16 protein-coding genes are annotated in these 20,638 nt (G+C 71.7%); 3 read left to right on the top strand and 13 right to left on the bottom strand.

Annotated features, from left to right (window positions below; all coding sequences use genetic code 11):
- Positions 1-486: 486 nt before the first annotated feature.
- Positions 487-1,494, bottom strand: a complete 1,008-nt coding sequence (locus AB0P41_RS21375; RefSeq protein ID WP_356709470.1) for a stage II sporulation protein M — start codon at positions 1,492-1,494, stop codon at positions 487-489.
- A 120-nt stretch (positions 1,495-1,614) separates the two neighbouring features.
- Between AB0P41_RS21375 and AB0P41_RS21380 the strand changes: the two genes are divergently transcribed.
- Positions 1,615-2,553 (top strand): RDD family protein, encoded by a 939-nt coding sequence (locus AB0P41_RS21380; RefSeq protein WP_365933519.1) that lies wholly within the window; start codon positions 1,615-1,617, stop codon positions 2,551-2,553.
- Positions 2,554-2,700: 147 nt separating this feature from the next.
- On the opposite strand, the gene AB0P41_RS21385 is transcribed toward AB0P41_RS21380, so the two are convergent.
- The 9 genes from AB0P41_RS21385 to AB0P41_RS21425 form a co-directional block, all read right to left on the bottom strand.
- Positions 2,701-3,333 carry a hypothetical protein gene (locus AB0P41_RS21385; protein WP_356709471.1) on the bottom strand — a complete coding sequence of 211 codons (633 nt, stop codon included), beginning with the start codon at positions 3,331-3,333 and terminating at the stop codon, positions 2,701-2,703.
- Between the two features lie 121 nt (positions 3,334-3,454).
- Positions 3,455-4,912 carry an adenosylhomocysteinase gene (gene ahcY / locus AB0P41_RS21390; protein ID WP_356709473.1) on the bottom strand — a complete coding sequence of 486 codons (1,458 nt, stop codon included), beginning with the start codon at positions 4,910-4,912 and terminating at the stop codon, positions 3,455-3,457.
- 264 nt (positions 4,913-5,176) lie between these two features.
- Entirely contained in the window at positions 5,177-6,172 is a 996-nt protein-coding gene (locus AB0P41_RS21395) for a cation diffusion facilitator family transporter (RefSeq protein ID WP_365933522.1), read from the bottom strand.
- An 86-nt stretch (positions 6,173-6,258) separates the two neighbouring features.
- The gene (gene manA / locus AB0P41_RS21400) at positions 6,259-7,464 is read right to left on the bottom strand and encodes a mannose-6-phosphate isomerase, class I (RefSeq protein WP_365933524.1); all 1,206 of its coding nucleotides are present in this window, start codon (positions 7,462-7,464) and stop codon (positions 6,259-6,261) included.
- A gap of 53 nt (positions 7,465-7,517) precedes the next feature.
- Positions 7,518-8,654, bottom strand: coding sequence for an SIS domain-containing protein (locus AB0P41_RS21405; RefSeq protein ID WP_356709479.1), 1,137 nt, complete (start codon positions 8,652-8,654; stop codon positions 7,518-7,520).
- 40 nt (positions 8,655-8,694) lie between these two features.
- Entirely contained in the window at positions 8,695-8,877 is a 183-nt protein-coding gene (locus AB0P41_RS21410) for a Trm112 family protein (protein WP_073752985.1), read from the bottom strand.
- 338 nt (positions 8,878-9,215) lie between these two features.
- The gene (locus tag AB0P41_RS21415) at positions 9,216-10,583 is read right to left on the bottom strand and encodes a phosphomannomutase/phosphoglucomutase (protein WP_365933525.1); all 1,368 of its coding nucleotides are present in this window, start codon (positions 10,581-10,583) and stop codon (positions 9,216-9,218) included.
- Positions 10,584-10,644: 61 nt separating this feature from the next.
- Positions 10,645-12,261: an L-lactate permease gene (locus AB0P41_RS21420; RefSeq protein WP_365933527.1), complete on the bottom strand. Its 1,617-nt coding sequence runs from the start codon at positions 12,259-12,261 to the stop codon at positions 10,645-10,647.
- Between the two features lie 150 nt (positions 12,262-12,411).
- Positions 12,412-12,783, bottom strand: a complete 372-nt coding sequence (locus AB0P41_RS21425) for a DUF3499 domain-containing protein (protein WP_365933529.1) — start codon at positions 12,781-12,783, stop codon at positions 12,412-12,414.
- Between the two features lie 312 nt (positions 12,784-13,095).
- Between AB0P41_RS21425 and AB0P41_RS21430 the strand changes: the two genes are divergently transcribed.
- Positions 13,096-13,524 carry a metallopeptidase family protein gene (locus tag AB0P41_RS21430; protein ID WP_356709486.1) on the top strand — a complete coding sequence of 143 codons (429 nt, stop codon included), beginning with the start codon at positions 13,096-13,098 and terminating at the stop codon, positions 13,522-13,524.
- Positions 13,525-13,543: 19 nt separating this feature from the next.
- On the opposite strand, the gene AB0P41_RS21435 is transcribed toward AB0P41_RS21430, so the two are convergent.
- The 3 genes from AB0P41_RS21435 to AB0P41_RS21445 form a co-directional block, all read right to left on the bottom strand.
- Entirely contained in the window at positions 13,544-15,067 is a 1,524-nt protein-coding gene (locus AB0P41_RS21435; RefSeq protein WP_356709488.1) for a DUF5719 family protein, read from the bottom strand.
- Positions 15,064-18,912 carry a glycosyltransferase gene (locus tag AB0P41_RS21440; RefSeq protein WP_365933531.1) on the bottom strand — a complete coding sequence of 1,283 codons (3,849 nt, stop codon included), beginning with the start codon at positions 18,910-18,912 and terminating at the stop codon, positions 15,064-15,066. The genes AB0P41_RS21435 and AB0P41_RS21440 overlap by 4 nt, the downstream gene beginning before the upstream one ends.
- Before the next feature lie 274 nt (positions 18,913-19,186).
- The gene (locus tag AB0P41_RS21445) at positions 19,187-19,450 is read right to left on the bottom strand and encodes a WhiB family transcriptional regulator (RefSeq protein ID WP_031093859.1); all 264 of its coding nucleotides are present in this window, start codon (positions 19,448-19,450) and stop codon (positions 19,187-19,189) included.
- Positions 19,451-20,099: 649 nt separating this feature from the next.
- Between AB0P41_RS21445 and AB0P41_RS21450 the strand changes: the two genes are divergently transcribed.
- The gene (locus AB0P41_RS21450) at positions 20,100-20,600 is read left to right on the top strand and encodes a cysteine dioxygenase family protein (protein ID WP_365933533.1); all 501 of its coding nucleotides are present in this window, start codon (positions 20,100-20,102) and stop codon (positions 20,598-20,600) included.
- Positions 20,601-20,638: the final 38 nt, after the last annotated feature.

Genomic DNA, 20,638 nt, shown 5'->3' on the forward strand with positions numbered 1-20,638 from the left:
TCACCGGGGCCCTCCGGGCGCTTCCCTTCGTTCTTGCGTTTCCGACTCTATCAGACTCTTTCGTGTCCGATTCCCGGCCGAAGCGGGTTCCTGCTAGGCGGTTGAATCACCACCGTGCTTTCCAGTTCTTCGCTTTCGCGTTTCCCTTTCCGGCGTTTCCAACTTTACCAGACTCTTTTCCGTTCCGTTTCCGGTCCGAATTTGATTCCGGTGGCCTGTGGAGTGGCCTTTGCCTTTCGGCTGACTCGACTTTATCAGAAGCAATTCGGCCGAAGCGAACCCGGCTTTTTGCTTGAACGAGAAGAATCGATCGGCTCGGCGAGGATCGCGTCCTCCGCACGAGCGAGATGAACTTTAGACGTTCCCGAGCGAGTAGTCCAACTCGTTGGAACCGTTAAAATCTACCTCTCCACACAGGCTGTGTCAACAGTCTTTGTGGGCGACCTGAAGGCTAGCAGGTCAGCGGCCCCGGATGCACATCGGCCCTCAGGCCGCGGCCGGCAGCTCGGCGCTGCGCTCCCCGGCATCGAGGTCCCCGATGTCCCCGGCTCGTGCCGCACGGCCTCCAAGGACATAGACGTACGCGAGGAAAGCCAGCTCAGCCGCGACACCGATGGTGATGCGACCCCACGTGGGCAGGCCCGACGGGGTGACGAACCCTTCGATGACACCGGAGACGAACAGGACCAGCGCCAGCCCGATGGCCATGCCTACCGCGGCGCGCCCCTGCTGGGCCAGTGCCGAACGTCTGGTGCGCGGGCCCGGGTCGATGACCGTCCACCCGAGGCGGAGGCCCGTGCCGGCTGCGACGAAGACGGCGGTGAGCTCGAGCAGGCCGTGCGGCAGGACGAGCCCGAGGAAGGTGTCCAGACGGCCGGCCGAGGACATCAGCCCGATGCCGACGGCGAGGTTGAGCACGTTGACGAAGAGGATCCAGAGCACCGGTATACAGAGGAACGCCCCCAGCACCAGGCACATGGCCGCCGCCTGAGCGTTGTTCGTCCAGACCTGGGCGGCGAACGAGGCGGCCGGATGGCTGGAGTAGTACGTCTCGTACTCGCCGCCGGGCCGGGTCAGTGCGCGCAGGTCCTCCGGGGCGGCGATGGACGCCTGCACCTCCGGATGCGCGCCGATCCACCAGCCGATCACGGCCGCCAGGAGCGTGGAGAGCACCGCCGTGGGTATCCACCAGTGCCGCGAGCGGTAGACGGCTGCGGGAAAACCGCCGGTCAAGAAGCGTGCGGCGTCGCGCCACGAGGCGCGGCGGGTCCCCGTCACGGTCGAGCGCGCGCGGGCCACGAGCTGCGTGAGACGAGCGGTCAGCACCGGGTCCGGGGCGCTGGACATGATCAGGGACAGATGGGTGGCGGTGCGCTGGTACAGGGCGACGAGTTCGTCCGCCTCGTCACCTGTCAGGCTGCGCCCGCGGTGCAGAAGATGGTCCAGGCGGTCCCACTCGCTGCGGTGGGTGGTCACGAAGACGTCGAGATCCATGGTCGGCTGCTGCTCCAGGCATGGGTGCGTACGGGTCCGTACTACGGCGGTGCGCTGCGGGTCAGCTTGGCAGACTGTGGTTCCCGAGGGGCGGAGAAGGGCGGCGAGGGGTGGGTGGCGATGAATGAGCTCGTGACCGGGGACGCGGTCGTACTGGGGCTGCGGCCGGCGAGGCTGCCCAGCCGGGCGTTGGCGGTCACCATCGATCTGGCGGTGCTCCTCACTGTTTTCGTGCTGCTCTCCATCGGTCTGGCCGTGGCGACCGTGACGCTCGACGAAGCGGCCACCGCCGCCATCGCCGTCGCCACGTTCCTTCTGGTCCTGGTCGGCGGGCCTGTCGCGGTGGAGACCCTCAGCCACGGCCGCTCGCTCGGGAAACTGGCCTGTGGACTTCGCGTGGTGCGGGACGACGGCGGGCCGATCCGGTTCCGCCACGCACTCGTGCGGGGGGCTATGGGGCTGGTCGAGATCCTGGGGACGTTCGGAGTCGTGGGCTGTATCGCCTCTCTGGTGTCCGCCCGTGGCCGTCGGCTCGGTGATGTCTTCGCGGGCACGCTCGTCGTACGTGAGCGAGTGCCGACCGGGCGGACCCTGGCAGTACCCCCTCCCCCGCCCTGGCTGATCGGCCGTTTCGCACAGCTGGATCTCTCGGGCGTACCGGACGGGCTCTGGCTGGCCGTACGGCAGTACCTGACGCGGATGAACCAGCTCGACGCCACGGTGCGCGCGTCCATGGCCGGGCGCCTGTCCGCGGACCTCGCCGCGTGTACGGGGGTTCAGGTGCCGCAGGACGTACCGGCGGCCGCCTACCTCGCGGCCGTGGTGAACGAGCGGCAGGCGCGGGATGCCCGGCGGGTGGCTGCGGGAGCCGGCCGCGGCGGCCCGCTCCGGACGCCTGTGGCCGGGCCCGTGCCCAACCCCTCGAACGGGGTGTCCTCCGGCGCACGACCCACGGAAGGCCGGCCGTCGGCCGCCGGCACCCCCACTGCGGCTCCGCCCGAAGAAAAAGGGACAGGCTCCGAGGGGCAGGCCACGACAGGTTTCGCCCCGCCCGCCTGACCCGGCGGAGCCCTCTCAGCCCGGAGGACCCCCCGCGCCCTCAGCTGCACCCGCAGGAGCCCGTGGCACCGCGGGGTCCCCGGACAGTCCCGCCTGAGCCCGTACGAGCCTGAGCCCGGCCCGGGCCTCCGGTTCGATGCCTCCGGCTCAATCCCCGTCCGGCGCGCCCGGCTTGGCCGAGGGCGGGGATTCGAGGTGCTCGAGCTCGATGCCCGGCGCCGCCAGCACCACGTCACCCGCGATGTGCACGGTGTGTTGATCGCCGGTGTCCAGTGCGTTGACCTGGTATTCGTCCACGATCAGGGGCCCGTTGTCAGTGGCGTGCGCTTCACTGTTCAGCAGCGACCAGGACTGGTCGACGGTGCGGGGCGCGAGGACCGGGTCCGTGAAGGTGACCAGACGGACGCGGGTCGCGGGGGAAGCGGGGGTGAGGCGCAGGAGCCTGGCAGTGGCGACGAGGAAAGCGGGGGACGTGCCGGAGAAGGTGTGGGCGCGGACATTGCCTTCGGTGGCATGAGTGCCGGTGGGATCGGTCCGTACCCAGGTGACCCCGTCGAGGGCGGCACCGCGGATCTGCCAGCTCGCGGCGTGCAGTTCGAGGCGGATGGGGCGGCCGAGCTCGTCCAGGGCCAGATCGACGGAACCCAGGTGGGCGCCCGAGGGGCCCGTGGTCTGGGAGACATAGCGCCAGCCGGAGGGGCCGGGCGCGCAGTGGAAGTGTTCTTCGCCGAGGGGGGTGTGGTCGTGGAGATCGTGGAGCGAATAACGGCCGCGGGGCATGGGGTCCTTCGGGTTCCTCGGGCTGTGCGGGTGCGGTACGGCGCAGGCCCCCGGCACGGGGGTGCGGGGGCCTGCGCTCGGACCTGCTGAGAGCTGCGCCGGCCGTCGGCCGACGGCCGGCTCAGTAGCGGTAGAGGTCGGACTTGTACGGGCCTTCCACCGGGACGCCGATGTAGTCGGCCTGCTCCTGGCGCAGGGTCGTGAGCTTCACGCCCAGCGCGTCGAGGTGGAGGCGGGCGACCTTCTCGTCCAGGTGCTTCGGCAGCACGTAGACATCGGTCGGGTACGCCTCGGGCTTCGTGAACAGCTCGATCTGGGCCAGGGTCTGGTCCGCGAACGAGTTGGACATGACGAACGAGGGGTGACCGGTGGCGTTGCCGAGGTTCAGCAGACGGCCCTCGGACAGCACGATCAGAACCTTGCCGTCCGGGAACTTCCAGGTGTGGACCTGCGGCTTGACCTCGTCCTTGACGATGCCGTCGATCTTCGCCAGGCCGGCCATGTCGATCTCGTTGTCGAAGTGGCCGATGTTGCCGACGATGGCCTGGTGCTTCATCCGGGCCATGTCCGAGGCCATGATGATGTCCTTGTTGCCCGTCGTCGTGACGAAGATGTCCGCGGTCTCCACCACGTCGTCCAGCGTGGCGACCTGGTAACCGTCCATCGCCGCCTGCAGGGCGCAGATCGGGTCGATCTCCGTGATGATCACCCGGGCGCCCTGGCCGCGGAGGGACTCCGCGCAGCCCTTGCCCACGTCGCCGTAACCGCAGACGACGGCGGTCTTGCCGCCGATCAGGACGTCGGTGGCGCGGTTGATGCCGTCGATCAGCGAGTGACGGCAGCCGTACTTGTTGTCGAACTTCGACTTGGTGACCGCGTCGTTGACGTTGATCGCCGGGAAAAGGAGGGTGCCGTCGCGGTGCATCTCGTACAGCCGGTGCACACCGGTCGTGGTCTCCTCGGTCACGCCGCGGATCTCGGACGCCAGCTGGGTCCACTTCTGCGGCGCCTCACCGAGGGTGCGGTTCAGCAGGGTGAGGATGTGGGCGTACTCCTCGCTGTCCGCCGTCGACGGGTCCGGAGCCTCGCCGGCCTTCTCGAACTCGACGCCCTTGTGGACGAGGAGGGTGGCGTCACCACCGTCGTCGAGGATCATGTTCGGGCCGCCGGTGGGGGTGTTGGGCCAGGTCAGAGCCTGCTCCGTGCACCACCAGTACTCCTCCAGGGTCTCGCCCTTCCAGGCGTAGACCGGGACGCCGGCGGGGGCGTCCGGGGTGCCGTTCGGACCGACCGCGATCGCTGCGGCGGCATGGTCCTGGGTCGAGTAGATGTTGCAGGAGGCCCAGCGGACCTCGGCGCCCAGGGCGACGAGCGTCTCGATGAGCACCGCGGTCTGCACGGTCATGTGCAGGGAGCCGGTGATCCGCGCGCCGGCCAGCGGCTGAGTGGCGGCGTACTCCTTGCGGATCGACATCAGGCCGGGCATCTCGTGCTCGGCGAGGGTGATCTCCTTGCGCCCGAAGGCGGCGAGGGAGAGGTCGGCGACCTTGAAGTCCTGGCGATTGGCGGCCGTCGTCATAACGGGCTGCTCCTCGTAGTGGGTCGAGGGTGGTTGGCTGGCTCTGCGGCGGCCACGACGGGCACACGAATGCCCGGGCGATCCGCAGTGCAGTCCGTCGGAGGCCCTCTCTCCCTCGGCCGGTCCACGAGCGTGGACCGATCGACCGCCATCAGCAGCGACGTCTGGTACTCCCCCGAATCTACACCGAACGGCCCAGCGAGCCCCAGTCCGCCCGGGGGGCGGCGTGGGTCACGGGGCCGTTCGGGGCTGATCCTCAGCGGGTCAGTGGCCGGATTCCGTCGGTGTGCCCTCGGGAGACGCGGGACCGCCCGGTGCCTTGCCGGGGTTGGTGCCCGCGGCAGCGGCTCGCTCGTCGTAGATGTCGGGTTCGAGATAGATGACCCGGGCGATCGGGACGGCCGCGCGGATGCGGTTCTCGGCGGCGTTGATCGCTTCCGCGACCTCGGCGGCGGACTCCTCGGCCCGGACCGCGATCTTGGCCGCCACCAGCAGTTCTTCCGGACCGAGGTGGAGGGTGCGCATGTGGATGACGCGGGTGACGGTGTCGCCGTCGACCACCGCGGCCTGGATCTTGTCGACGTCCTCGGTACCGGCCGCCTCACCGAGCAGCAGCGACTTCGTCTCCGCGGCGAGGACGATCGCGATCACGATCAGCAGGATGCCGATGCACAGGGTGCCGATGCCGTCCCACACGCCGTTTCCGGTGCCCAGGGCCAGACCGACGCCGGCGAGGGCCAGGATCAGTCCGACGAGTGCGCCGAGGTCCTCGAGGAGCACGACGGGAAGCTCGGGTGCCTTGGCGCGGCGGACGAACTGCGTCCAGGTCAGCTTGCCGCGGGTCTGGTTGGACTCCGTGATGGCCGTACGGAAGGAGAAGCTCTCGGCGATGATCGCGAAGACCAGCACGCCGACCGGCCAGTACCAGGCCTCGATCTCGTGCGGGTGCTTGATCTTCTCGTAACCCTCGTAGATCGCGAACATGCCACCGACCGAGAACAGGACGATGGAGACGAGGAAGGCGTAGATGTAGCGCTCACGCCCGTACCCGAAGGGGTGCTGGGGGGTCGCCTCCCGCTTGGCCTTCTTGCCGCCCAGCAGCAGGAGCCCCTGGTTGCCCGAGTCCGCCAGTGAGTGGACGCTCTCCGCCAGCATCGATGAAGAGCCACTGAAGAGGAACGCCACGAATTTGGCCACTGCGATCGCGAGGTTGGCGGCGAGTGCCGCCACGATCGCCTTGGTTCCGCCTGACGCGCTCATGAGTGCCTGGTGTCCCTTCCTCGGTGCTGCGGCGGGGCGCCGCGTTACGGCCGGACATTGTTGCAGCCGCTGGTGCGGACGGTACGTCAGACCACCACGGTCGCACGGAAGAGCGTGCCCGTACCGGCCACTTCTACCGCTTCGTCCGCAGGGACGAACACGGATTCGCCGGGTGCGAGAGTGATCTCACCTGCCTGCGGGGCGCCTGCCGTGCAGAGCAGGATCTGCGCGGCGGGCGCGGTGAGGCCGACGGGGCCGCCGCCGGAGGGAAGGACGTAACGCGACAGCCGGAACTCGTCGACCGGCGTCTCGTACACCTCCTCACCGCTGGGTGCGGCCTCGGGGCGCAGGATGCCGGGCTCGGTGGCTTCGAAGCGGACGATACGGAGCAGCTCGGGGACGTCGACGTGCTTGGGGGTCAGACCGCAGCGCAGCACGTTGTCGGAGTTGGCCATGATCTCGACACCGAGGCCGCCGAGGTAGGCGTGGGGCACGCCCGCTCCGAGGAACATCGCTTCGCCCGGCTGGAGTTGTACGTAGTTCAGCAGCATGGCCGCGATGACGCCGGGGTCGCCGGGGTAGTGGTGGGCGATCTGGGCGTACGGGGCGTGGGCGCCGCCGAGCCGCGCGGCGGCCTCGGCCGCCTCGGCGACCGTGTGTGCCATCTCGTCGGGGTCCGCGGTGAGGACCGCCGTGAGGACCTCGCGCAGTGCCTCGTCCTCGGGGTGGGCGCGGAGCAGGTCAACGAAGGGCTTGAGGGAGTCCACGCCGAGGGCGGCTATCAGGTCGGCGGCCTCGGCGGGCCTGCGGAAGCCGCACAGCCCGTCGAAGGGCGTGAGCGCGCAGATCAGCTCGGGCTTGTGGTTGGCGTCCTTGTAGGTGCGGTGCGGTGCGTCCACCGGGATGCCCCGGGCTTCCTCGTCCGCGTAGCCCTGCTGTGCCTGCGCGAGGTCGGGGTGGACCTGGAGGGACAGCGGGGCTCCGGCCGCGAGCAGCTTGAGCAGGAAGGGGAGGCGGGGGCCGAAGGCGCGGACGGCCGCGGCGCCGAGTTCGCGCTCCGGGTCGGCCGCGATGACGTCCGTGAGGGACCGCTCACCGGCACCGGCACCGGCTCCGGCGCCCTCGGTGACGTCCGTACCGGCGGGGCGGTCGAGGCGTGAAGGGGCCCCCGGGTGGGCTCCCATCCACATCTCGGCCTGCGGTTCGCCGGTCGGGGCTGTGCCGAGCAGCTCGGGGATGGCCGTGGTGGACCCCCAGGCGTAGGGGCGCACGGTGTTGGAGAGCCGGTCCATGGAGATGAGTCCTCGTGGGATGCGCGGGCGTGGGCGCCCGGGGTGGCGGGCCGTCAGGCCCGGTTGTCGGAGGCCAGGGAGGCGTAGACGGCGGCGAAGTCGGTGACCGCGAGGAGCTCGGCGAGGGCTTCGAGCTCGCTGCCCTCCTCGGGTTCGAGTTCGCTGATGGCCGTGTCGTGGCTGAGGGCCAGTTCACGGGCGGCCGGGCTCGCGGTCAGTCCGCCGGCGGGCCGGTCCCGGAGCAGGACGACACGGGCCCGCATGGCCTCGGGCTCGTCCACCCGGTCCCGGAAGAAGTCGTCGGGGTCGGCCCCCGCGGCGAACGCTCCGGCGAGCAGTCCTCCGTGGGAGGGCAGCGCCTCCGGCAGCTCGGCCACGAGGGCCGGGCGGCCGGCCAGCTCGGCCAGGACAGCGGCGAAGCGGCGCCCGACGGGGCCTGCGGCCGCGCCCTCCGTCCAGACGAGAGGAAGGCTGTCGGCGAGTTCCGCGGCGAGTGTCTTGGCCGGGTTGCCGTACGTGGCGATGGCCGGCCCGCAGCGCTCGGCGGTGCGGTCGAGCCGGTCGGCGACCTTCTGCAGCATCTCCGGGGGTGCTTCGAGCAGACCCACACGGTCCAGCAGGGCGAGCAGCGGGGTGAGGAGGGCCCAGAGCGTACCGGGCCCGGCCGCCGAGGTCTCGGCGTCGTACTCGCCGTGCGGCGCGGCCGCCATGGGCACGACGAGTCCGTGGACCCCGTCGACGGCTTCGCGCAGCGGGGACCGGACGGGCGCGACCGCGACGACCGTGCAGCCGCGGCGGTAGGCCTGCTCGGCGAGGAGCGCGAGGCCCGGTTCCGAACCGTCGGCCGTGGCGATGAGCAGCAGGTCCACGGATCCGGCCCAGCCGGGCAGTGCCCAGCGCAGCGCTCCGGCGGCGGCCGCGACCCCGGTGGGGCGGATCGCGGTGACGGGCGCGGAGGCGCCGGCGAGGGCGCCGATCAGATCGGCGACGCCGGTCGCGGCGGTGCCGGGCCCCGCGACGAGGACGGCGCGGGGCCGTCCTTCGGGGGCCAGGGCACCGATTCCCGCCTCGGCGGCGTGCCGGGTGGCGGTGCGGACGCGGGCTCCGGCTTCGGCGGCGCCGCGCAGCAGGCCTCGCCGGTCGGCTCGGGCCAGTGCTTCCGGTGCGTCGAGGAGCGACTCGTCGAGCATGGTGGTGGGCCTCCGATCACCGTGCTGATCAGGGTGCGGGTTACGCGGGGCGGCGGGCCTCGTCGACGAGGAGCACCGGAATGCCGTCCCGCACCGGGTAGGCGAGACCGCAGTCCGCACCGGTGCAGACCAGCTCGGGGCTCTCGGCGGCGGACCGGTCGTCGAGGCCGGCGTGGCAGGCCGGGCAGGCGAGGATCTCCAGGAGGCCGGCTTCGAGCGGCATGGGGTGGGTCCCTTCGGGCATGTGGTGCGGATCCGGTCCGGACCCGGTTCGGGTCCGCGGAGCGTGGTCAGCCTACCGCCGGGCCGGGAGGGTCGCGGCCCGGCAGGCCCCGCCCGACGGGGCATGCGTCGGCGGCGTGCGCCCGACGGGCGGCGGAGCGGTCGCGGGCGGGGCGGACATCTCGGTCACGCCGCACAGAAGCACCCGGTCACACGCGCGCCGTCACGCACTCCGTGGCAGCACACCAGGTGCCGCCCCCACGCGCGCCGTGAACGCACGCGGCAGACACGCATCACGCCGCACGCACGCGCCCCGTACGCACACCGACCCCGCGCAGGTCACGCGCGGACGACCGCGAGGACCTCGTCGCGCACCGCCGCCATGGTCCTCTCGTCCCGAGCCTCGACGTTCAGACGCAGCAGGGGCTCGGTGTTGGAGGCGCGGAGATTGAACCACCAGTCGCCGCCGGTCACCGTGAGCCCGTCCAGCTCGTCGAACCGTACGTCGTCGCGGTGGCCGTAGGCCGCCCTGATCGCCGCCAGCCGGTCCGCCTGGTCCGCGACGGTGGAGTTGATCTCGCCGGAGCCGGAGTAGCGGTCGTACCGGTCGAGGAGCCCGGAGAGCGGGCCGTCCTGGCCGCCCAGTGCGGCGAGGACGTGGAGGGCCGCGAGCATGCCGGTGTCGGCGTTCCAGAAGTCACGGAAGTAGTAGTGCGCGGAGTGCTCCCCGCCGAAGATCGCGCCGTGCTCGGCCATCTCGGCCTTGATGAAGGAGTGGCCGACGCGGGTACGGACGGGGGTGCCGCCGTTCTCGCGTACGACTTCGGGGACCGACCGGGAGGTGATCAGGTTGTGGATGACGGTGCCCTTGCCGCCGTTACGGGCCAGCTCGCGGGCGGCCACCAGGGCCGTGATCGCGGACGGCGACACGCCTTCGCCGCGCTCGTCGACGACGAAGCAGCGGTCGGCGTCGCCGTCGAAGGCGAGGCCGAGGTCGGCCCCCTCGGCGAGGACGCGGGCCTGGAGGTCGACGATGTTCTTAGGGTCGAGGGGGTTGGCCTCGTGGTTCGGGAACGTGCCGTCGAGCTCGAAGTACATGGGTACGAGGTCGAGGGGGAGGCCCGCGAAGACGGTGGGGACGGTGTGGCCGCCCATGCCGTTCCCCGCGTCCACGACGACCTTGAGCGGGCGGATCCCGGAGAGGCCGACGAGGCCCAGCAGGTGCGCGGCGTAGTCGGTGAGGGTGTCGCGCTCGGTGACCGTGCCCGGGGCGGTGGCGGTCGTGGCGGGGAGGCCGTGCTCCGACCACTTCTCGACCAGGGTGCGGATCTCGGTGAGTCCGGTGTCCTGGCCCACGGGGGCGGCCCCGGCACGGCACAGCTTGATGCCGTTGTACCGCGCCGGGTTGTGCGAGGCCGTGAACATCGCTCCGGGCAGGTCCAGCGCTCCGGACGCGTAGTACAGCTGGTCCGTCGAGCAGAGCCCGATGAGCGTCACGTCGGCGCCGCGTGCCGTCGCACCGCGGGCGAAAGCCGCGGCCAGACCGGGCGAGGACGGCCGCATGTCGTGGCCGATCACGATCGCGTCCGCGTCGGTGACCTGGACGAAGGCCGCGCCGAACAGCTCGGCGAGCGGCTCGTCCCACTGGTCGGGCACGACTCCGCGCACGTCGTACGCCTTCACGAGCTGCGACAGATCAGCAACCACGGCCGGTCCTCCTGGGATCTTTACGGACCGCCCAAACTACCCGGCGGCCCGGGACCTCCGGTCAGGGGAGCATCCAGCCCAGCACCGCCGTGCTCTGGGCCATCACGACCAGGCACATCACCAGCAGCAGGCCGAGGCTCCACGGCAGCACCTTCCGCAGCAGATCTCCCTCACGCCCGGCGAGACCGACGGCCGCGCAGGCGATCGTCAGGTTCTGCGGGGAGATCATCTTGCCCAGCACTCCCCCGGAGCTGTTGGCGGCGGCGAGGAGTTCCGGCGAAAGGCCGGACTCCCGTGCGGCGGACACCTGGAGCGCGCCGAAGAGGGCGTTGGCCGAGGTGTCGGAGCCGGACACGGCGACGCCGAACCAGCCGAGCACCGGTGAGAGGAAGGCGAGCCCCGCACCGGCCGCGGCGACGGACTGCCCGATGGTGGCGGCCTGGCCGGAGAGGTTCATGACGTAGGCGAGGGCGAGCACGGACGTCACGGTGAGGATCGCGTAGCGCAGTTCGTGCACGGTGGCCGCCCACTCCCGCGCGGCGGTCCCCGCCCGTACGCCGATGACGACGGCGGTGATCAGGCCGGCGACCAGGACGAGGGTGCCGCCGGTACCGATGAGCGGGAGGGAGAACACGTTGGCGCCGACCGGTTCGCCGTCGGGCCCCGCGACGTCGAGGAACGGCCAGTCGAAGACCTGTGTCGCCTCGGCCAGCAGCCGCTTGACGGGCGGGATCTGGGCGAGGGAGAACACGGCGACGATCAGCGCGTACGGGGCGTAGGCGCGCAGCACCTCACGGCGCGGGTCCTCCTTGTCCAGGTCGTCGCTGCGCACGCCCGTCAGGACGGCGGCGCGTACGGGTTCGTCGGCGGGCCTGCGGGCGCCGGGTACGGCGATCAGCGCGCCCGCGCCCACCAGGGCGGCCGCGATGTCGGCGAGCTGCGCGGAGACGAAGTTGGAGGCGGCGAACTGGGCGACGGCGAAGGCCACTCCGCAGACGAGCGCGGGCAGCCAGGTCTCGCGCAGCCCTCGCCTGCCGTCGACGAGGAAGACCAGGATCAGCGGGACGACGAGCGCGAGCAGTGGTGTCTGGCGGCCGACGACCGTGGCGACGTCGTCCAGCGGCAGGCCGGTGACCTGGGCGAGGGTCACCACGGGCGTGCCCATGGCGCCGAAGGCGACGGGCGCGGTGTTGGCGACCAGGGAGACGACCGCGGCCTTGACGGGGTCAAAGCCGAGCGCGACGAGCATGACGGAGCAGATCGCGACGGGGGCGCCGAAGCCGGCCAGCGCCTCCAGGAGCGCGCCGAAGCAGAAGGCGATGACCAGGGCCTGGATGCGGGGGTCGTCGGAGACCCGGCCGAAGGACCGTCGCAGGATGTCGAAGTGGTGGGTGCGGACGGTCATCCGGTACACCCAGAGGGCGTTGACGACGATCCACATGATGGGGAAGAGCCCGAAGAGGACGCCTTGCGCCCCTGCGGACAGGGTCTGCCCCACGGGCATGCCGAACGCCAGCCAGCCGACGAGCACGGCGACGGCGAGCCCGATGAGTCCGGCGCGGTGGGCCTTCATACGGACGGCGCCGAGCAGCACCAGCACGGTCACCAGTGGCAGGGAAGCGACGAGAGCGGACAGAGCGAGCGAATCGGCTACGGGTTCGAGTTGCTGGACAAACACACATGCCTCCCCGGATTCCGTGATGCGGAAGCGATCTCTCACGGGTGGGGGAATGGTCGTGTCCGCGACAAGCCAGCGTCAATGCTCCGTACCGGAAAAATTCTTCCGGACGGAGCCGCGACGGGTGGGGCGGGTGATGCGGAAGGAGTGTCAGGAGTCCGGGGAGCGCAGCACCCGGAGATGTCCGCGGCGCGCGACCTCCACCGGGTCCGCCGCCCGGGGGCCCCTGCCGTCCGGCTGACGGTCCTGGGGCCGGGCCGCTTCACGTACGGCGTTGGCCAGCGCTTCGAGATCGTCACCGCTGGGGCGGGTGGGAGCGGAGGGGTCGCTGAGCCGGACGACTTCCCAGCCGCGCGGCGCGGTGAGCCGTTCACCGTGCTCGGCGCAGAGGTCGTAGCAGTGGGGCTCGGCATAGGTGGCGAGCGGGCCGAGGACCGCGGTCGAGTCGGCATAGACGTACGTCAGTGTCGCGACGGCGGGACGGCCGCACGCGGTTCGCGAACAGCGACGTACAGGGCTCACGATGTTGGACGGTACCGCACTCTTGAGCGGGCTGCGACGACTCTCCCCCGGCTCACCCCGTCGTGTCGTCCATCGCCCGGGGCCCGGCGAGGCCCCGGCACAGCCGTGCCGACCTGCGCGGCAGCCGGTGCGCGGGGGCCCGTCCGACGTCTCCGGGAGGAACACGACCGGTCATTCGACGGAGGGTCAGCGATCGGAGCAGGGACCGGAACCGCACTCGAACCTGGCTGGAATGTTCATCCTGGGACACGGAACGGGCCGGCGGAGGAGCCGTGATCGCCCCGGCCCGAGGAGCGTTACGCTGCGTCGGTGATGGACAGTCCCGTACCGCCCCACCCGCCCGAGCCGAGGCCCCGGCGCCGCGACCGCCATGGCCGCGGCATGCGCGGACCGGTCGCCCCGCCGCAGGTGCCGCTGTCCGTCAGCAGGGCCGAGAGCTTCCGTGATCTCGTCCAGGATTCCGTCGAGCGGCTGGAGCGGCGCTGGCCCCAGCTGACGGATGTCGACTTCCTGGTCCTCGACGTGCCGGGTTCGCTGGAGGAGACCGTCCCGCTGGGGCGCGCGCTGTCCGCCGAGAAGGGGCAGCCGGCTCAGATCGTCATCTACCGGCGCCCTGTCGAGATCCGCACCAAGAGCCGCGACGAACGCGCTCTGCTGGTGCACGAGGTCGTGGTGGAACAGGTCGCGGAGCTGCTCGGCCTCTCACCCGAGTCGGTCGACCCGCGTTACGGGCAGGACTGACCCGCCCGCGGCACGTGCCTCAGTCGTCCAGGACCGACAGGTCCTGCTCCGCCTCGGGCACCTCGACCATGCCCTCGTCGTCCGGCAGCGTCTGCACCGTGAACATGTCGATGCCGCCCTCCTCGATCGTGAGCGTGCGGGCGGCGTGCACCGGGCCGCCCGACTCGGACTCCACCGTCAGGGCGTAGCCGCCCTTGAGGCCGGCCGGAGCCTCCGGCTCGACCTCCAGCGTCGTGCCGCCCTTGACCGTGTACGTCTTGACGGTCGCCTCGCCGCCCTCGCTGCCCGCCGACGCGGTGACCTTGACCTTGGCCGTTTCGCCGGGGGCGGTCAGGGAAAGCACCGAACCCTTCGCCCGGTTGTCGGCCACGCTCGCCCGTTCGCCCACGGGACCGGTGGCCGGGATGAACGCGACCTCCTGCTCGGCCCCCTTGCCGCGCACCACGCGCAGGGCGGCGACCACCGGAGTGCTGCTGCCGTCCACGGGGGTCAGCCGGAGCGAGCCGGGCTCCCCCCGGGTGACGTCCTTGAGGTCGACGCTCGCGGTCATCTGCGACTTGATGTGCAGCGTGTCGTTCCCGGCCGGCGAGAACGCGCCGTTCTTGCCGAGGAGCTGGACCTTCACATCGGCGTCGTCCTCCCCGGGCGCGAACGCCACCAGGCGTACGGAGGTGGCGTCGGCCGGGATCCCCGGCAGGATCTGGGTGCCCGCCGGGTCCGCCGAGGCTGCCAGCCAGTCGCTGCCCACCTCGTCCTCGGCGGCGCTCACGACCGCACCGACACGTCCCGAGCGGGTGGTGACATGGACGGTGACGTTCTCGGCGGCCTCGCCGGTCAGGGTCGAGATCAGCATCGGGACGCTCGACCTCGCCGGGACGGTGATGCCCTCACCGACGTCGGACTTCAGGGGGCCTTCGGCTCCGTAGAGCTCGATGTCCGCGACGGCGGCGGTGTCGTCGGGGTTGGTGAGGTGGACGTAGTCCTGACGGTCCTTCCCGGTGCTCGCCCCCGGGAACCAGAAGTCCGTGTCGGGAGCGGTGCAGCTGACGCCGAGCAGACCACGGGCACCGCCCGCGGCGGCCATGGTGGTCTGCTGCGCGGTCCAGCCCGGGGCGAACGCGCCGGTGGCGGTACCGACGAGCGCGGGAGCTCCCGACTTGGAGGTCTCGGCGGTGGACGGCTTGCCACGCTCCTTGAGGGAGATGACGGGCTTGCTGTCCGCCGCCTTGTCCTTCTCGTCCTTGCCGTCCTTGCCTGCCTTCCCCGCATCCTCGTCCGCGGGGAGGGCTTGGGCCGCCTTCAGCTCGGCGGCACCGGCCTCCTGGCCGCCCTTCCCCGCCGGGGTGAAGGAGGTGTACGTCGTCTCCGCCAGGTCGGACGTGCTCGGCTCCGGGCAGAGCAGGCTGGAGCGCTCGACGGGAAGCCGGGCGGCGGCCTCGGCCTCCGTGGCGCCCTCGTCACCGGGCACGGTGAGCGCCGCGAAGCCGGTGACGGCGGCGAGGGCGACGACGCCCGCGATGAGGGACAGGGGGGTGGACTTCACTCGGACTCGCCTCGCGATGCGTTGCCGTTGCCGTTCGGCCACGGGCCCTGGCCCGGGGTCGCGTTCTCGTCGTGCCCGTCATGCCCGTCGTACGGGGCGGCTTCGCCGGCCCCCGGGGCGTAGGGCTGCTGCTGGGCGTAGCCGTACGGGTCGTAGGCGCCCTGCTGCTGGTACGGGTCCTGCTGGTAGGGGTCCGGCTGGTAGTACTGGCCGGCGTCCTGGCCGCCCTGGTACTGGCCGTAGTCGGCGCCCTGATACTGCTGCTGCGCCTCCCACTCCCCGTAGTTCTGCTGCGGGACCGCCGCGTAGGTCCCGGTGCCGTCCTGGGCTCCCGCGTACGGATCCGTACCCGCCTGGGCTCCCGCGTACGGGTCCGTCCCGTCCTGGCCGGTCGCGTACGGGTCCGTGCCGCCCTGGGCATCAGGGGCCGCAGCGTACGGGTCTGCGCTCTGCTGTGCCGGGATGTGATCCCCCGAAGCCCCCGGACCCCCCGGCGCCTGCTCCGGAAGGACCGGAGCCGCCTCGCCGTACCCGGCCGCCGCACCGTCCTGCGCGTCGTCCGTCGCCACGGCTTCCGCCTGGGCCGCCGCGCGCAGCCTGCGCGCCCGGCGTCCCTCACCGGCGACCGGCTCCGCCGCGACCTCCTCGGTCTCCTCCGGCAGGTCGTCGTCGATCTCCCGGCGGCGGCCCGGCAGGGCCAGCACCACCAGGACGACGCCGAGCGCCACCTGCGTCCAGACCCAGGCGGTGTGGGTGACGGGTTCGTCGAAGGTGAGGTCCAGCGTGCCGCCCTCGGCGGGCAGTTCGAAGCCCTGCGCCCAGCCGTCCACGGTCTTCGGGGTCAGTGCCTTGCCGTTCAGCGTGGCCTGCCAGCCCGGATCGGCCGCGTCGGCGATCCGGAGCACCCGGCCCGAGCCGCCCTCGGGGATCTCGCTGTGGGCGTCGACGGCGAACGATCCGACGGGCACGGGCTCCGCGCCCTCACCGGAGGGGACGACCGCGACGCGGGAGACCTGACGGTCGACCCGCCACAGGGCGCTGCCGTCCAGCTGGCTGAGCCTGCTCAGCCCCGGGGTCGAGTCCAGCACCCGGCTCATCTGCCGGGGCGCCCCGTCACGTACCAGTACGTAGCGGATCGCGAAGCCGCTGAGCTGGCTGCCCTGGTCGGCGCCGGAGCCCGCGACCAGGTTGGCGACGACCTTGTCGAGGTGGGTGTTGCTGCCGCCGGCCTCTGTGAGCTCGGCGTCGCCCAGACGGGCGCCGGAGCCGCGGACCAGGCTGTAGGAGACGGCGGCGGGGGACGTGCCCCCGAGCACCAGCGTCCGCGCCTGGTCGCGGGTGCTGCTCTCCTCCGCGACGAAGGCGGGCACCTGCACCGGGTCGCGGCGCTCCACCGGACCGGCGGCGCCGCCGATCATCCAGCCGGCCGCGGCCAGGACCGGGGCGAGCCCGGCGGCCAGGGCGATCAGCGCGGCGACCGGCTGCCGCCAGCCGAAGCTCAGCGCGGCGACCCGGATACGGGCGCCGTCCGCGCCGAGCAGCGCGGCGGCGATCAGCGCGATGCCGTAGACGAGCGTGGCGGGCCCCGCCCAGGTGGAGCCGTTGGAGACCGCCGCGAACGCCAGGGAGACGAGCACGACGACCCAGGCGGTGCGGATCGCGAACTGCCGCTCCCCGCGCAGCAGGGCGGCCAGTGCCGCGAGCACGATGCCCAGCAGCAGAACGCCGCCCGCGGCCTTGGGGCCACCGGGGCTGATGCCGAGCAGGTCGAGGGCGGACGCCGTGCCCGTACCGATGTCGAGCCCAGCCTCCTTCAGAAAGTCCGACGGGCTGGTCAGCAGGGAGAGCGACCAGGGCGCGAGGACCAGGATCGGGGTTCCGGCCGTGGCCAGGAAGCGCAGTCCGTACGCCGCGATGTCGCTCCGGCGCAGCACGAGCACCCCGATGCCGAGGACCACCGCGAGCGGCCAGACGATCGGGGTGAAGGCCGTGGTGAAGGTGAGCAGCAGGGTGTACGCCCAGGTGGCGCGCCAGCTGCCGCGTGCGGTGGAACCGTCGCCCCGCAGCCCGTGCGCGGCGACGGCCGCGCGGGCGATCAGCGGAAGCAGGACGGCCAGGACCGCTGTGCCGAGACGCCCGGTGGCCAGCGCTCCGGTGGCGGCGGGCAGGAAGGCGTACGCGACGCTCGCCCAGGCCCGCAGCAGCCGGGACTCGAGCAGCGGCCGGGACGCGAAGTACGCGGTGAGCCCGGCGAGCGGGACCGAGCAGACGAGCAGGAGGGTCAGCGCGAAGCCCGTGGAGCCGAGGAACAGCGCCGAGAGGGCGGCGATCACTCCGAGGTAGGGCGGCGCGGTCTGGGTCCCGCCGGTACCGACGGGGTGCCAGGCGTCCGCGTAACGCCCCCAGAGGTCGGAGACGTCGGCGGGGGCGGGCAGCAGTGCGCCGCCCGCGAGCGCCCCGCTGCTGAGCAGACCACGGCAGGCCACCAGCGAGACGACGAGGAGGAGCGCGAAGAGGACGGGGCCGGGCTTGCGGCCCATCTTCTTGAGCCGTGCGAACTGTTCGATCTCCAGGAAGTCCGCGTCGTCACCGCCGGGCCCGGACTCGACCGCTCCGTGCCGTGAGCCGCCGGAGTGGGAGTCGGTGCGGCTGCCGAAGTTGCCCGCGACCTGTTCGACGGTGGCCCGGACGGTGGCGCCGGGCGGCGGGAAGAGGGACCGCAGCTCGGCCGCGTCCACCGCCCCTCCCTTGCGCGCGCGGCGCGCGGCGAGGATCCGGCCGGGGCGCAGCAGGGTGCCGAACAGTCCGGCGACCTCGTCGAGCGCCTGCCCCGGCACCTTGCCGACGAGGTAGGCGAGGGTGCGCAGCAGGGTGCCGACGACGAGCCGGACCAGGGCCCACGGCAGCTGCTTGCCGCGGGCGTTGACGAGCATCGTGTAGACGGCGCCGGCCTTGTCGACGCGGTGCGGGCTCGCGACGGAGCGCCCGGCACAGTCGATGGGGCGGCGTTCCCTGGCGGAGGCCTCGGCGTGCCGCAGGACGGCGTCGGGGGCGACGAGCACCCGGTGGCCGGCCATGTGCGCGCGCCAGCAGAGGTCGACGTCGTCACGCATCAGCGGGAGCCTGCGGTCGAAACCTCCGAGCTCCTCCCAGACGTCCCGGCGCACCAGCATGCCGGCGGAGGAGACGGAGAGCACCGTACGGACCTGGTCGTGCTGGCCCTGGTCCTGTTCACGGCGGTCGAGGCCGGTCCAGCGGCGTCCGCTGTTGGCGATGGAGACGCCGACCTCGAGGAGCTGCTTGCGGTCGTACCAGCCCCGCAGCTTGGGGCCGACGATCGCGGCGTGCTCGTCGTGGTCGACGACGCGGAGCATCTCGGCGAGCGCGTCCGGCTCGGGGGCGCTGTCGTCGTGCAGCAGCCAGAGCCACTGGACGGGTTCGCCGTGCGGAAGCTCCGGCTGGTCGTACGCGTCGTCGCGCCAGCTGCGGGTGACGGGGTCCCAGCCGCTGGGGCGCTTCAGATACGGCAGGTCGTCGGGGGTGAGGACGCCGGCCGTGCGGGTCGCCTCGTCGACGGCCGTGCCGAAGCTCGTACGCCGGGCCAGATGGAGGACGCGCTCGCCGCCCAGCGCCTCGGTCACCAGACGGGCGGAGTCGTCGGCGCTGCCGGTGTCGGCGGCGACGACGTTCTGTACGGGGCGCTCCTGCCCGAGCAGTCCGCCGAGCACGTGAGGCAGCCATCGTGCGCCGTCGTGCGAGACGAGCACGGCGGTGACGACGTGCCGGGGGAACTCTGGGGCGGCGGCGGCCGCGTTCGGCGCCGCCGAGTGGCTGTGCACGGACATCGGGGTACGGGCCCTCCGGCCGGGTCCGGAGGGGGTTCCCCCCGGGGGCTGCATCGGTGTACACGCGCGCCCCGGCGGGGCGTTGACGCGTCTCTCGGACGGGGCCCCACACTAACGGTACGGATGTCCGGCCCGCGCCGAGCGGTTGACCGGCGGGAACGGAGACAGCCGGAGATGCCGGAGATGGCCGGACATGCCGATGGCCTGGGGGCCGCGCCCTGCGTGCGGGGTGCGGCCCCCAGGCCATCGCCGTCCCGGTGTCCGGGTGCCGGCGTCAGATGGCCGCCTTCTTCAGGCGCCGCCGCTCCCGCTCGGAGAGACCGCCCCAGATCCCGAACCGTTCGTCGTTGTTGAGGGCGTACTCGAGGCATTCGGAGCGGACCTCGCAGGCGAGACAGACCTTCTTGGCCTCGCGGGTGGAGCCGCCCTTCTCAGGAAAGAAGGACTCGGGGTCGGTCTGGGCGCACAGCGCGCGCTCCTGCCAGCCGAGCTCTTCGTCCGCGTCCTCGACCAGCAGTTGCTGGAACAGCTCGGTCATGTGCGCCCCTCGTCTGTCTCTTGCGTCCCCGTGATGCGGCCGTTATCGATGCGGCCGAACGACACGAGTGAAATTACAAGTGTGTAGCTTCGGGCCAGTCAAGCGAAGATCTGCTATTGGCCTCGGTATTCACTCTGCGGAACCAAGCCTATGCGGTAAGTGTTCAAATCACCAAAAACCTGACATATGCCATCGGCTCCACCCGCCCACACTTCCCACCCGGTGAGACGAGCGAGGCGGCCCCGATGTTGCGGTTTGATCACCGAAGCGACCAAGATCACAGTAGGGTCACGGCCCGTCAAACGCGTTTACGGACACAGTTGATGCGCCACCTTGCCCCTGCGGTGGGTGCCAAAACCTTTCTCCATCGACCGCAACCGGATGGGGTGAAACATTGCCGCCAAATCGGGCATTGAGTTGACAGGGGGCAGAGCCACCCGGTCTCCTTGACTGCATGCCAGCGACCGCAGTGACGTACACGACCCACACCCGTGGGTTCCGTACGGCTGTCCAGGCCCGCTGTTGCTGTTCCAGCTGTCACAGCTGTTGAAGCCCTGGCGCTCCAGCTCTGATCCAGCTTCGTTTCATCGCATTCCGGTCTCCGCGACCTCCCGTACGCGTATCCACATGCCGAGGAACCACCGCATCCATGAACAGCGACAGCGACCTTTCGATCGCCGGCGACATCCTTGAGGTCCAGCACCTTCTCCAGCCGGCCAGTCCCCATCCCTCCACCGTGGCCGGGTTCGCCGGGCTCGCCCGGTCCATCGCCGCGGACCGCGCCCGATGGGCACCACTCGTCCGGTACGACACCACGACCCGCTGGTACCACCGGCTGCGAACCGGGCCCGGCTACGAGGTCTGGCTGCTGAGCTGGGTACCCGGCCAGGGCAGCGGCCGTCACGACCACGGCCTCTCCTCCGGCGTGCTCACGGTCCTGGACGGTGAGTTGACGGAGCACACGGCACGCGGGGCGCAGTCCCTGGACGCGGGCGCGCAGCGCGTCTTCGCCCCCGGATACGTCCACGAGGTCGTCAACGACTCCCTGGAGCCCGCCGTCAGCCTGCACATCTACTTCCCGGGCCTGACGGACATGCCGATGCACGCGGCACAGTGCGCCCCGGCCGCCCAGAACGTCGTACCGGCCTGAGGCTCCACCACCACCCCCACAAGGACCAGGCTTCGCCT

Origin of the sequence: Streptomyces sp. NPDC079167 (assembly GCF_040686735.1) — a bacterium.
GTDB lineage: Bacteria > Actinomycetota > Actinomycetes > Streptomycetales > Streptomycetaceae > Streptomyces.